This window comes from Kocuria sp. KKT182, assembly GCF_055635395.1.
In genome coordinates, this window is record NZ_CM145757.1 from 886,104 (window position 1) to 898,860 (window position 12,757).

Sequence of the window (12,757 nt, forward strand, 5' to 3'; positions counted from 1 at the left end):
CGACGCGGATCAGGCCGCGGGCCAGGCGTCGGCGATGTCCTGGCGGGTGTCCCCGAGGGTCTGCATGATGGCCTTGGTCCCGGCGAGGACGGGCATGAAGTTGGCGTCCCCGTTCCAGCGCGGCACCACGTGCTGGTGCAGGTGCCCCGAGAGGGAGCCGCCGGCCGCGGCCCCCAGGTTGATGCCCACGTTGAAGGCGTGCGGGGACGCGACGCCGCGGATCGTGGCGACCGCGGTGCGGGTCAGGTCCGTGAGCTCCCGCAGCTCCGCCGGCTCGAGCTCCGTCAGATCGGCCACGTGCCGGTACGGGCAGACCATGAGGTGGCCGGGGTTGTACGGGAACAGGTTGAGGATCACGAAGCAGTGCTCGCCGCGGTGGACGATCAGCGACTCCTCGTCCGCGCGCTGCGGGCCGTTGCAGAACGGGCACCCGGGGTCCTCCCGCACGGACGGGTCCTCGCCGCGCACGTAGGCGAGCCGGTGCGGGGTCCACAGCCGCTGGAAGCTGTCGGGCACCCCGGGGATCTCGAACTCGTCCTGGCGGATCCAGTGGTGCGGGGGCCCGGCGTCGGGCGCCGTACCGGTCACTGCCCCACCCCGGCCGTCTCCGCGGCGGCGCGGGGGTCCTCGGCGGCGGCGGCCGTCGGCTCCTCGTTGATCCGGCGCTGGACGTGCGCCACGATCCGCTCCACGGCCTCGCCGACCGGGACGCCGTTGTCCTGCGAGCCGTCGCGGAAGCGGAAGGACACGGCGTTCGCCTCCGCGTCCTCCCCGCCCGCGATGAGCACGAACGGGACCTTCTCCTTGGAGGCGGTGCGGATCTTCTTGGGGAACCGGTCCGAGCCGGCGTCGAGCTCCACGCGCACGCCGCGGGCCCGGAGCGTGTCCACCACGCCCTGCAGGTAGTCGTTGAAGGCCTCGGCCACCGGGATGGCCACGACCTGGACGGGGGCCAGCCACGCCGGGAACGCCCCGGCGTAGTGCTCCACGAGCACCCCCATGAACCGCTCCACGGAGCCGAACAGGGCCCGGTGGATCATCACGGGCCGCTGCCGGGTGCCGTCGGCGGCCTGGTACTCGAGGTCGAAGCGCTCGGGCAGGTTGAAGTCGAGCTGGATGGTGGACATCTGCCAGGTCCGCCCGATCGCGTCCTTGGCCTGCACCGAAATCTTGGGGCCGTAGAACGCGGCGCCGCCGGCGTCCGGGACCAGGTCCAGCCCGGACTCGGCCGCGACCTCGGCGAGGGTGTTCGTGGCCTCCTCCCAGAGCTCGTCCGAGCCCACGAACTTCTCGGGGTCCTTGGTGGAGAGCTCGAGGTAGAAGTCGTCCAGCCCGTAGTCCTTGAGCAGGTCCAGCACGAAGCCGAGCGTGGTGGTCAGCTCCGCCTTCATCTGCTCCCGGGTGCAGTAGATGTGGGCGTCGTCCTGGGTCATGCCCCGCACCCGGGTCAGGCCGTGCACCACGCCGGACTTCTCGTACCGGTAGACCTGCCCGAACTCGAACAGGCGCAGCGGCAGCTCCCGGTAGGAGCGGCCCCGGGAGCGGAAGATGAGGTTGTGCATCGGGCAGTTCATGGGCTTCAGGTAGTAGTCCTGGCCCTGCTTGGTCAGCTCCCCGGTCTGCGGGTCCCGCTCCTCGTCCACGTGCATCGCGGGGAACATGCCCTCGCGGTACCAGTCGAGGTGGCCGGAGACCTCGTAGAGGTGGCCCTTGGTGATGTGCGGGGTGTAGACGAACTCGTAGCCGGCCTCCGTGTGGCGCTCCCGGGAGTAGTCCTCCATGGTCTTGCGGATGATCCCGCCCCGGGGGTGGAACACCGGAAGGCCGGAGCCGAGCTCGTCGGGGAAGGAGAACAGGTCCATCTCCGAGCCGAGCCGGCGGTGGTCGCGCCGTTCCGCCTCGGCGAGGCGGTTCTTGTACGCGGTGAGGTCCTCCTTGGACGGCCACGCGGTGCCGTAGATGCGCTGGAGCTGCTTGTTCTTCTCGGAACCGCGCCAGTAGGCGGCGGCCGAGCGCATCAGGGCGTAGCCGTTGCCGATCAGCTTGGTGTCCGGCAGGTGCGGGCCGCGGCACAGGTCCTTCCAGACCGTCTCCCCGGTCTTGCGGTCCACGTTGTCGTAGATCGTCAGCTCGCCGGCGGCGACCTCCACGGAGGCGCCCTCCGCGGCGGCGTCCACGTCCGCGCCGGAGCCGGGGCCCTGGGACAGGCCGATGAGCTCGAGCTTGTACGGCTCGTCCGCCATCTCGGCGCGGGCCTCCTCCTCGCTCACCGCACGGCGGCGGAAGGACTGGGTGGAGTTCACGATCCGCTGCATCCGCTTCTCGATGGCCTTGAGGTCCTCGGGCGTGAACGCCTGCTCGACGTCGAAGTCGAAGTAGAAGCCGTCGGTGATGTACGGGCCGATGCCGAGCTTGGCGTCCTCGTGCAGCTGCTGCACGGCCTGGGCCATGACGTGGGCGGCGGAGTGGCGCAGCACCTCGAGGCCCTCGGGCTCGGAGATCAGCACCCGCTCCACGGCGTCCCCGTCGGCCAGCCCGGTGGCGAGGTCCCTGAGCACGCCGTTGACCCGGGCCACCACCACGGAGCGGTCCTCGCGGTACAGGTCCGCGGCGGACGTCCCGGTCCCCACCGTGCGCTGCTCGCCGTCGACGGTGATCGTGAGGGGGGCGGACTCGGGCTGGTGCTCGGGCACGGTGGTCATGGGGAAGGTGCTCCTCGGGTCGGGATCGGCACGCACCGGTACGGGGGGCGCGTGGCAGCGGCACCGGCGGGCGGCGCGCACTGCATCGATGGTACCTGTCGGCCGGTGGGGACCGCGGCGGTGAGATGATGGCCGGCGGAGGTGAGGCCACCCGATGCCCGCAGACGTTCCCGGACCGCCCGACCCGCCCGCACCGGGAGGGGAGGTGCCCTCTCCCCCGCCGCACCGGCTGTGGACCGCCGGCTTCGTGCTGATGTGGGCGGGCCAGTTCCTCATCTCCATGAACTTCTACCTGCTGATGACCGTCATGGCGCTCTACGCCATGGAGCGCTTCGGCACGGACGAGGCGCTGGCCGGGGTGGCCACGAGCGCCTTCATCGTCGGGGCGGTCCTGGCGCGGCTGCTCACCGGCAAGTACATGGAGCTGCTCGGGCGCCGGCGCGTGCTGCTCGCCGCGCTCGTGCTGCTGGCGCTGTGCGCCGCCGCCTACCTGCTCGACACCGGCTTCTGGGGCCTGCTGGTGGTGCGGGTGCTCAACGGCGTGGGCTTCGGCATGGCCACCACCGTGCTGCCCGCGTCCGTCCAGGCCCTCATCCCCGCGCACCGGCGGGGCGAGGGCACCGGGTACTTCATGCTCTCCACCACCCTGGCCGCCGCGCTGGGTCCCCTGGCGGGACTGAGCCTGTCCACGGCGGTGGGCTACGACACGCTCTTCGGGGTGTGCACGGCGGTCGCCCTGCTGGGTCTCGCCGTGGGAGCCGTCACCCGGGTCCCCGAGCTGAGCCTCTCCGCCGAGCAGCGGGCGGGGCTGCGGTCCTTCTCCGTGGGGCAGTTCGTGGAGGCGCGGGCCCTGCCCGTCTCGGCGCTCATGCTCTTCGTGGGCGTGGGGTACTCGGCGGTCCTGTCCTTCCTCAACCCGTTCGCCGTGCAGGCGGACCTCGTGGGCCCCGCGGGCGCGTACTTCGTGGCCTATGCCGTCACCGTCCTGGTGAGCCGCCCGTTCGCGGGCCGGCTGCAGGACCGGCGCGGGGACAACGCGGTGCTGTACCCGTCGCTGCTGCTCTTCGTGGTGGCGCTGCTGCTGCTCGCGGCCGCGGACTCGCCGTTCCTCGTGCTCGCCTCGGGCACGGTGCTGGGCGTGGGCTACGGGGCGGTGCTCTCGGCGGCCCAGGCCGCCGCGGTCCGCTCGGCCCCGCTCACCCGCGTGGGGCTGTCCACGTCGACCTACTTCCTGTGCATGGACGTGGGGGTGGCCCTGGGCCCGATGCTCATGGGGGCCCTGGTCCCTGCGCTGGGCTACCGGGGGATGTACGTGGCGGCCGCGGCGGTGGTCGCGCTGGGCCTGGTCTACTACGCGGCCGTGCCCGGCACGCGGGCCCGGCGGGCAGCGGGGTGAACCGCGTCCGGCACGACGACGGGGCCCCCGTCACCAGAACGGTGACGGGGGCCCCGGAGTCGATCGGGTGCGATCAGATGCGGTCGCGGCGATCGTCGTCGGTCAGGCCGGTGCCGCGGTTGCGGTCGGTCAGGCCGGTGCCGCGCTCGGCGTCGGTCTCGACCTCGACCTGCTCCTTGCGGACCTCGGCGTCGACGCGCTCGGTGTCGCGGACGGTCTCCTTCTCCAGGCCGACCTTCTCGACGCCCACGGTCTCCTTGGCGACGACGGGACGCTCCTCGTGGAGGGTCACGTCGACGTCCTCCTCGCCGATGGTGCCGGCGGTGGCCTCGGTGCCGCTCAGCGGGGTGCGCTCGACACGGACCTCTTCGCGCTCGAGGGGCACGTCCACGGACTCGTTCTCCGTGACCACGTACTTGCGCAGACGGGCGCGGCCGGTCTCCTGGCGCTCCTTGCCGACGTGCAGCTGCTCCTCGTGGCGGACCACGCCGTTGTCGACACTGTCGGTGCGGTCACGGTCGGTGAGCCCGGCGGTGCGGTCGCGGTCGGTGTCGACGTCGGTGATCCCGGCAGTGCGGTCACGGTCACGGTCGGTGTCGGCGTACCCGTCGTTCTCGGGGTAGCCGGCAGTGCCGGTCGCCGGGACGGCGTTGCGGTCGGTGTCCGCGGCGTAGCGGTCGTCGCGGTCGGCGAGACCTGCGGCGCCGGCGGTCCCGGCGGTCCCGGCGGCACCAGCGGTGCCGGCAACGCCGGCGGTGCGGTCACGGTCGGTGCGGTCGCGGTCGTCGGTGCCGGAGTAGTTCATCTTGTAGTAGCGGTAGATCTCCTCCTCCTCGGCCGGGGAGAGGTGCTGGTCCGCGTCCACGTTCGGGGCGTCCTTGACGACGTCCTTGGTGTAGGGAAGGACGAGGCGGTCGCCGTCCTGCTGGGCGCCGTCGGCGGGGACGAAGCTCTCCTTGGTGCCGAAGAGACCGGTGTTGACGGTCACGAAGGTGACCTCTTCGGTGTTGTCGTCCAGGAAGACCTGCTCGACCTTGCCGATCTTGTCGCCGTCCGACCCGTAGGCGGTGGCGGACAGCAGTGCGTTCACGTCGTACGTAGCCATGAGAACTCCTTCTCTATTCTGCGAGGCAACGGGCTCCCCTGGACGGGGGGCTCGCCGCGGACGATCTCCGCCCGGGGAGGCGGGGTGCAGCTCGTCCGCTGTTATTAGTAACCATACTGGCAATCAGTTCGCTGGCCAATGGCTTCACCGAGAGTGAAACCCCTGGATCCGGACGGTCTCCCTGCTCATCCTGCCCCGGCTCCCCGCAGGCTAGGCGGGGCCGCGGCGCGCACCGCGGCCGGGGTTCCGGGGTCGGCGAGGTCCCAGGCCTGCTCGGCGCTGATGCTGATCCCCCGGGGCCCGGTGCGCCGCGTCCGGCCCCGCACCAGCAGCATCCGCGTGCCGAACAGGTGCTGCCCCGAGCGGGCCTGGGCGTCGGAGAAGAAGGCGCAGTCCACCGCGCCCGTGCCGTCGTCGAGGCTGACGAAGACCACCCGCCGGCCGCTGCGCATGGGCGGGGTCATGGTCGAGACCCGCACCCCCGCCACGAGCACCTCGGACCGGTTGCGCAGCTCCAGCAGCCGCTCCGCGGGCGTGACCCCGAGCTCGCCGAGCAGGGGCGCCCAGCTCTCCAGCAGGTGCGCCGAGACGTCCACCGCGAGCAGGTCCAGCTCGGTGCGGACCTTCTCCGCCAGGGTGGGCTCGGGGCGCTCCGCGGGTAGGGCGCGCAGCTCGAGGTCCCCGAGCGGAAGGGCCAGCTGTCCCTCGACCTCCCCGGCCGGCCGGGCGGGCCGGCCGCTGTCCGCCCGGGCCCGCAGGGCGTGCACAAGGTCGGCGCGGGACGCGGGGCCGCCGGAGCGGCGCAGCAGGCCGTCGAAGGCCCCCACGGCGGCGAGACGCTCGAGGGTGCGCCGGGCGGGACGGGCCCGCTGCCGCAGCTCGGCGAGCGAGGCGTAGGGCTGCCCCGCCACGATCCGGCGGACCTCGGCCCGGGAGACCCCGTGGATCCCGGTGAGGGCCAGGCGCACGCCCAGGCGGGCGGGGTCGTCGTCGAGCCGTTCCACCCGGTAGTGCTCGTCGGAGCGGTTGACGTCCACGGGCAGGACGGGGATGCCCATCCGCCGCGCCTCCCCCACGAGCAGGCGCTTGGGGTACATCCCGGGATCGTGCTCCCACAGCCCCGCGAGGAACGCCTCCGGGTGGTGGGCCTTCAGCCACGCGGACTGGTAGGTGGGCACCGCGAACGCCGCGCCGTGGGCCTTGCAGAAGCCGAACGAGCCGAACGCCGCCAGGGTCTCCCAGACCCTGTCCACCACATCCAGGGGGTAGTCCCGCGCACGGGCCCGCTCGCGGAAGAACTCCTCCACCTCGAGCTGGCGCTCGGAGCCCAGCCGGCGGCGCAGCTCGTCGGCCCGGGCGAGACCGCATCCGGTGAAGGTGTCGAGGATGCGCAGGACCTGCTCGTGGAAGACGGTCACGCCGTGGGTCTCGGCGAGGATCGGGTCGAGGGACGGGTGGATCGAGACGGGCGCGGACCAGCCGTGGCGGTGCTCCAGGTAGGGGCGCACCATGTCCGAGTGCATCGGCCCGGGACGGAACAGGGAGATGTCCACGATGAGGTCGCGGAAGCTCGTGGGCGCCATCTTGCCGATGAGCTCGCGCTGGCCCGGGGACTCGATCTGGAAGCACCCCAGGGTGTGGGTCGAGCGGATGAGCTCGAACGTCCTCCCGTCGTCCACGGGGATCGCCTCGAGGTCCAGGCGGGGCCGGTCCGGGTGGGTGCGGGCCACCTCGTCGACGGCGTGGGCGAGCGCCGACTGCATCCGCACGCCGAGGATGTCGAGCTTGAGCATGCCCATGGGGTCCATGTCGTGCTTGTCGAACTGGCTCATGGGCATCCCCGTCCCACTGGACTGCACCGGGGTGCGGTCCAGGAGGCTCAGGTCCCCCAGGATCACCCCGCACGGGTGCATGGAGATGTGTCGGGGCAGCCGGTCCAGGCGCTCGGTGAGGTCCACGAGGAGGTCGAGCTGCTTCTCCTGGGCCACCTGCTCGGCGAAGTCCCGCAGCTCCGGCTGGCGGGCGATGGTCTCCCGCAGCGCCGAGGCCGGCAGGTGCCACAGCTGCTTGGCCGCGCCGTCCACGGTCTCGGGGTCGATGCCGAGCGCCAGCCCGGCGTCCCGGACGGCACCGCGGGCCCGGTAGGCGTTCTGCATGCTCATGAGGCTCACCCGTTCGGGGCCGAAGCGCTCGAAGATCCGCCGGTAGACGCGGTGGCGCTCGGCCGACTCGACATCGATGTCGATGTCCGGGAGGGTCGAGCGGTCGTTGGAGAGGAAGCGCTCGAAGAGCAGCTCGTGCTCGAGCGGGTCCACCTGGGAGACGTCGAGCAGATAGTTGACGAGCGAGGACACCCCCGAGCCGCGGGCGGCGTGGCGGACCCCCATCTGCCCGATCATCGCCGAGACCTCGGCCACGGTGAGGAAGTAGGAGGCGAAGCCGAGGTCCTCGATCACCCCCAGCTCCTGCTCCAGCCGGTCCCGCACGGCCCGTGTCATGCGGCGGCCCGGGTAGCGGCGGCCCAGCCCCGTCTCGCACCGGGCCCGCAGCTCTGCGGGCGCCGGCCGGTCCAGGCCCAGCACGGAGGCCTCGGGCACCACCGGCCGCCCCCAGCCGCAGTCGGCGACCGGGTCCAGCCGGCACCGGTCGGCCACCCGCTGGGTGCCCGCCAGCAGGGCCGCGGCCCCGGCCGCGCCGAGGTCCGCGGCCCGGGCGATCTCCGCGGCGAGCGCGCGCATCTGCCGGGCGGACTTGAGCCAGCCCTGGCCGTTGGGCTGCAGCGGCTCCGGCGCCGTCGTCCGTCGGGACGTCCCGGTCCGCCCGGTGGCCCTGCCGCCGGGGGCGTGGCCGGCGCGCGCCCCGAGGGTCTCGAGCGGGGTGAGGGCGCGGGCGGCGTCGAGGACGTCGGCGGTGGCGGCCTCGGCGGGCGTGGCGTAGCGCACCGCGTTGGTCAGCACGGGGGTCAGCCCCGCCTCGAGGGCGGCGCGCAGCATCCGGGCCGCGTGGGAGGTGCTGCACGCCGTGCCGGGGGCGGCGAGGTGCGAGACCACCTCCACGGCGAGCGCCGGTGCGGGGAGCAGGGTCCGCCACCGGGCCAGGGCGGCGCGCCCGGTGCGGTAGCGGCGGGCCGCGAGCTCCTGCCCGACGTCGGAGGAGGGCCCGAGCAGGACGGTCAGGACCGGCTCCCCGTGCCGGGGCGAGTGTGCGGCGGCCGCGATCTCGGCGGCGGTCACCCCGGGCGGGCCCGCTGCGGCGTGGGCGGTGGAGACGAGCCGGCACAGGGCGGCGTAGCCCGCACCGGCGGTGCCGCCGGCCGCCAGGACCACCACGCGGCCGAGGGCGCGCTCGCGGCCGGGGTCCAGCAGGGCGAGGTCGGCCCCCAGGACCGGGTCGATGCCGTGCTCCCGGCACGCGCCCAGGTGCTTGATCGCGCCGTAGAGCCCGTCCCGGTCGGTGCAGGCGAGCGCGTCCGCGCCGTCCGCCGCGGCGGCGGCCGCCAGGACGGCAGGTCGGCTGACCCCGAAGTGGGCGCTGAAGGCGGTGGCGACGTGCAGGTGCGGAAAGCTCACGCCCCCATTCGAATACGTGTTCGAATCTTAAGTCAATTGCAAACCGCCGGGGCCGCGAGAACTCCGGCTCCTGGGCGTCCGTGGCGGCGCACGCCGGCCCAGGAGGACGCCGGACCCGGGCGGGACACGATCCGCCCACGGCCCGCAGGGGCGCCGCGCACGGGGACGCCCTCGTTCCGGGACGGGGGATGCCGCACTTCTGTGGCATGTTGTTTCCTGCACCCACGGGCAGGACCGAGGGGCCCGCACCCCCGCCGCACGGACGCAGGAGGAGACGACGATGGACGTCCGGCAGCTCATGTACTTCCTGGCCGTGGTGGACCACGGCGGCTTCACCCGCGCCGCGGAGCAGCTGCTCATCGCCCAGCCCTCCCTGTCCCAGACGATCAAGGGCCTCGAGCGGGAACTGGGGGTGCCGCTGTTCCACCGGATCGGGCGGCGGGTGGTGCTCAGCGAGGCCGGCGAGGAGCTGGTGGGCCCGGCCCGGGTGGTGGTCCGGGACCTGGAGGCCGCCCGGTCCGCCGTCGACGACCTGCGCGGGGTGCGCAGCGGCCGCCTGGACGTGGTCGCCATGCCCTCCCCCGGCGTCGAACCGCTCACGTCGATGATCGCCGCCTACGCGCGGGCCCACCCGGCCGTGACGGTCAGCGTGGACGCGGCCTTCACCCCCGAGGAGGTGGCCGACGCGGTGCGCACCGGCCGCGCCGAGATCGGCGTCCTGGGCTCGGAGCACCCGTTCCGCTCCGCCGAGGTCGAGGTGATGCACCTGGAGCAGCAGCCCCTGGTGCTGATCGTGGCACCGCAGGCGGACACCTTCGGTGACGGGCACGCCATCCGCCGGGAGGACCTGGCCGGGCACCGGGTGGTCGTCTCCCAGCAGGGCTCGCTGATGCGGCGGCTGGTCGACGACGCCCTGGCCGGCGGGGTGCCGGTCGAGATCGCCGCCGAGGTCGCCCACCGCACCTCGGTCCTCCCGCTGGTGCTGGCAGGGGTCGGGCACGCGGTGCTGCCCTCCTCCTGGACCCCGCTGGCGCGCGCCGCAGGGCTGCGGGTGCTGCGGATCGAACCGGTCACCGTGCTGCACGTGGCCGTGCTCAGCCGCCCGGCGCACCTGACCCCGGCCGCCCGAGCGTTCCTGGCGGTCGCCGCCGAGCACGCGGCCCGGCACGCCGCGGATTGCTCCCGGGCACCGGAGGGAACGGCGCCGGACCGGGCCGAGAGGGCGGGCCGGCCGGAGGGGACGGCGCCGCAGGACGCGCCGCGGATCGTGTCATAGGGGATTCCTATCCGGGGGATGGGATTCCGGTCTTGGACCTCACGGTGCTCGGGGCGCTCTACTGGAACCCGGTGCCGCACTGCGCTGCGGACACCACGACCAGAGCACCCGAGAAGGAGAGCACCCCATGGCCGAGCACCAGGTCTTCACGATCGCCTCGATCCCCGCCGACGGCGTGGGCCCGGAGGTCGTCGCCGCCGGCCGCACGGTCCTGGACGCGGTGGCCGAGCAGTCGAACGGGGCGTTCTCCTTCGACTGGACCGAGTTCCCCTGGGGCAGTGCGTACTACGCCCAGCACGGGGTGATGATGCCGGCCGACGGGCTGGAGACCCTCCAGGACTTCGACGCCATCTACTTCGGCGCCGTGGGGTGGGAGAACGTCCCCGACCACGTGTCCCTGTGGGGGCTGCGGCTGAACATCACCCAGAACTTCGACCAGTGGGCCAACATCCGCCCCGTGCGCTTCCTCCCCGGCGTGGTCTCCCCGCTGCGCAAGGCCGACGACACCGAACTGGACTGGGTCGTGGTGCGGGAGAACAGCGAGGGCGAGTACGCCGGGCTCGGCGGGCGGAACCTCGCCGGCCGAGGTCCCGGCAACGAGGTCGCCGTCCAGTCCTCCCTGTTCACGGAGAAGGGCTGCGAGCGCATCATCCGCTTCGCCTTCGACCTCGCCCGCACCCGCACGGTGCAGAAGGTCTCCAGCGTCACGAAGTCCAACGCCCAGCAGTACGGCATGGTGCTGTGGGACGAGGTCTTCGCCCGCGTCGCCGCCGACTACCCCGACGTGCAGACGGAGTCGGTGCTGGTGGACGCGATGAGCGCCAAGTTCGTCCTGCACCCCGAGGAGCTCTCCGTGGTGGTGGCCTCCAACCTCAACGCCGACATCCTCTCCGACCTCGGCTCCGCCCTGGCCGGCAGCCTCGGCCTGGCCGCCAGTGCGAACCTCGACCCGGAGCGCCGGTTCCCCTCGATGTTCGAGCCCGTCCACGGCACCGCCCCGGACATCGCCGGCCAGGGCATCTGCAACCCGATCGGGGCGATCGCCAGCGCCGCCCTGATGCTGGACCACTTCGGTCTGCACGCCGAGGCCCGCCGGGTGGAGGCCGCGATCGAGGCCACCACCGCCGCCGGGCACCTCACCCGTGACATCGGCGGCACCGCCGACACCGCCGAGATCACCCGGGCCGTCGTCGACGCCCTGGCCGCCTCCCTGACCTCCGCCTGAGGCTTCCCGTCCCTCCGGCCCCCGCCCCGCCCGGGACACCTCCCGGGACCGGCCGGCGCCGCGCCGGGCGCGGCGGTCAGCGTCCCGTGGCGCAGATCGCCCGCTCGATCAGGGAGGCGCTGCGGCGGTCGATCTCGTCCTCCACGAGCCTGCCGGGCGCCTCGGGGTACCAGCCGAGGTCGTCCCGCACGTCGGCGGCGACCTCGGACCCACCGCCGCGGGGGACCACCCGGAAGGTGGCCCGCAGGGGCAGGGCCCGCCACCCGAACTCGGAGGCCGTCCCGCGCCGGCGGAAGGTGACGTCCGAGCCCACCGAGACCTCCACGCAGCACTCCTGGGAGCGGACCGCCGGGCCGAGGTCCTCGAACGCCGTGCGGATCCGCTCGAGGGCCTCCTCCGGGGGCATCGGGCACGTCCACGCCCGGGTCGTGGTGATGCGCGGCCGGTTCGGGGACCGGCGCGCCAGCCAGGGGACGAGGAACCGCTGGCCGAGCACCAGCGCGACGACGACGAGCGCCGCCGCTCCGAGCGCGAGCTGCGCCACGGAGATCACGCCCCGGAGGAGGAGCTGGACCACGAGGAGGACGACCACGGCCGACCCGGCCGGCCCGGCCAGCCGGTACCGTCCCCCGGCGGAGCGTCTGGCAGACACGCGACCTCCCTCCCCCGTCCGGACCACGGTGCCCCTCGGCTGTCCTCCGTCGCTGCCATTCTTGCCCGCGCGCACCCCCGGACACCAGGTGTGCATCCGTAAAGGGGACAGGCTCGCGGGGCGCTCCCCGGGTGCAGGGAAGATCGGGCGGCGCGGCCCGGCGCCCCGCGGTGTCGCCCGCCCTGCCTATGCTGAGGTCCGGCGACAGCGAGGCGGCGCCGGACCGGCGGCCGCGACGACGGAGGGGTGTGGGCCATGACGGCGACCTATCGGTACGACGTGGAGGTCCTGCACCTGCTCGTGTCACCGGCGCACGCCTACTTCGGCCGCGCCCGGGACGGCGCGGCGGAGGTCCCCACCACAGACGCCGAGCGGGTCGAGCTGGTGGCCGGCAAGGGCGTGGTGGGCGACCGGTTCTTCGGCAAGGCCGCGCACATGGACGCCGCCGTCACCCTGCTCGCCGTCGAGGCGCTCGAGGCTATGGCCGCGGACCTGGGCACGGACCCCTTCGACCCGCTCCTGACCCGGCGCAACGTGGTCCTCCGGGGCGCCCACCTGGCCCCGCTGCTGGGCGAGGAGTTCGCGCTGGAGTCCCGGGGCGCCCTCGTGCGGCTGCGGGGCGGGCGCCCGGCCCACCCCTGCGTGTGGATGGACCGGGTCCTGGCTCCGGGCGCGCACGCCGCCATGCGGGGGCGAGGGGGCCTGCGCTGCCGGCCGCTGTCCAGCGGCGACCTGCACCGCGGACCGGCCGTGCTGCACAGCCCGGTACCGCTCGAGCCGGAGCTGGCCGGCGCGGCCGTGCTGCGGCGCCCGTCCCGGCTGCCGTAGCCCG

General features: G+C 73.7%; 9 protein-coding genes. 4 read left to right on the forward strand and 5 right to left on the reverse strand.

All coding sequences use genetic code 11. The features are described 5' to 3' along the window. Positions 1 to 9 precede the first annotated feature (9 nt). Together ACZ2G1_RS04025 and thrS are read right to left on the reverse strand one after the other, a co-directional pair. The gene (locus ACZ2G1_RS04025) at positions 10 to 588 is read right to left on the reverse strand and encodes an HIT family protein (protein ID WP_017834420.1); all 579 of its coding nucleotides are present in this window, start codon (positions 586 to 588) and stop codon (positions 10 to 12) included. Further along, positions 585 to 2,702, reverse strand: coding sequence for a threonine--tRNA ligase (gene thrS / locus ACZ2G1_RS04030; RefSeq protein WP_470377505.1), 2,118 nt, complete (start codon positions 2,700 to 2,702; stop codon positions 585 to 587). Before thrS ends, ACZ2G1_RS04025 begins: the two co-directional genes overlap by 4 nt. Before the next feature lie 205 nt (positions 2,703 to 2,907). Between thrS and ACZ2G1_RS04035 the strand changes: the two genes are divergently transcribed. Then, positions 2,908 to 4,098: an MFS transporter gene (locus tag ACZ2G1_RS04035; RefSeq protein WP_109243888.1), complete on the forward strand. Its 1,191-nt coding sequence runs from the start codon at positions 2,908 to 2,910 to the stop codon at positions 4,096 to 4,098. A gap of 73 nt (positions 4,099 to 4,171) precedes the next feature. Here ACZ2G1_RS04035 and ACZ2G1_RS04040 read toward each other — a convergent pair whose 3' ends face one another. Together ACZ2G1_RS04040 and ACZ2G1_RS04045 are read right to left on the reverse strand one after the other, a co-directional pair. Then, the gene (locus tag ACZ2G1_RS04040; protein WP_470377506.1) at positions 4,172 to 5,203 is read right to left on the reverse strand and encodes a PRC and DUF2382 domain-containing protein; all 1,032 of its coding nucleotides are present in this window, start codon (positions 5,201 to 5,203) and stop codon (positions 4,172 to 4,174) included. A 185-nt stretch (positions 5,204 to 5,388) separates the two neighbouring features. Next, positions 5,389 to 8,772: a DNA polymerase III subunit alpha gene (locus tag ACZ2G1_RS04045; RefSeq protein ID WP_109243887.1), complete on the reverse strand. Its 3,384-nt coding sequence runs from the start codon at positions 8,770 to 8,772 to the stop codon at positions 5,389 to 5,391. Between the two features lie 280 nt (positions 8,773 to 9,052). Here ACZ2G1_RS04045 and ACZ2G1_RS04050 point away from each other — a divergent pair, with 280 nt between their 5' ends. Further along, a complete protein-coding gene (locus ACZ2G1_RS04050; protein ID WP_109267963.1) occupies positions 9,053 to 10,048 on the forward strand; it encodes a LysR family transcriptional regulator in 996 nt (331 codons plus the stop codon). Positions 10,049 to 10,175: 127 nt separating this feature from the next. Then, positions 10,176 to 11,273, forward strand: a complete 1,098-nt coding sequence (locus ACZ2G1_RS04055) for a tartrate dehydrogenase (protein WP_109243885.1) — start codon at positions 10,176 to 10,178, stop codon at positions 11,271 to 11,273. A gap of 76 nt (positions 11,274 to 11,349) precedes the next feature. Here ACZ2G1_RS04055 and ACZ2G1_RS04060 read toward each other — a convergent pair whose 3' ends face one another. Then, on the reverse strand, positions 11,350 to 11,925 hold the full coding sequence (locus tag ACZ2G1_RS04060) for a hypothetical protein (protein ID WP_109243884.1): 576 nt from the start codon (positions 11,923 to 11,925) through the stop codon (positions 11,350 to 11,352). Between the two features lie 255 nt (positions 11,926 to 12,180). Between ACZ2G1_RS04060 and ACZ2G1_RS04065 the strand changes: the two genes are divergently transcribed. Beyond that, a complete protein-coding gene (locus ACZ2G1_RS04065; RefSeq protein WP_017834644.1) occupies positions 12,181 to 12,753 on the forward strand; it encodes an MOSC domain-containing protein in 573 nt (190 codons plus the stop codon). Positions 12,754 to 12,757 lie beyond the last annotated feature (4 nt).

Coding starts and splice junctions, on each gene's coding strand:
- thrS (WP_470377505.1), bottom strand. CDS start 2,702: ATGACCACCGTGCCCGAGCACCAGCCCGAGTCCGCCCCCCTCACGATC.
- ACZ2G1_RS04040 (WP_470377506.1), bottom strand. CDS start 5,203: ATGGCTACGTACGACGTGAACGCACTGCTGTCCGCCACCGCCTACGGG.
- ACZ2G1_RS04050 (WP_109267963.1), top strand. CDS start 9,053: ATGGACGTCCGGCAGCTCATGTACTTCCTGGCCGTGGTGGACCACGGC.
- ACZ2G1_RS04055 (WP_109243885.1), top strand. CDS start 10,176: ATGGCCGAGCACCAGGTCTTCACGATCGCCTCGATCCCCGCCGACGGC.
- ACZ2G1_RS04065 (WP_017834644.1), top strand. CDS start 12,181: ATGACGGCGACCTATCGGTACGACGTGGAGGTCCTGCACCTGCTCGTG.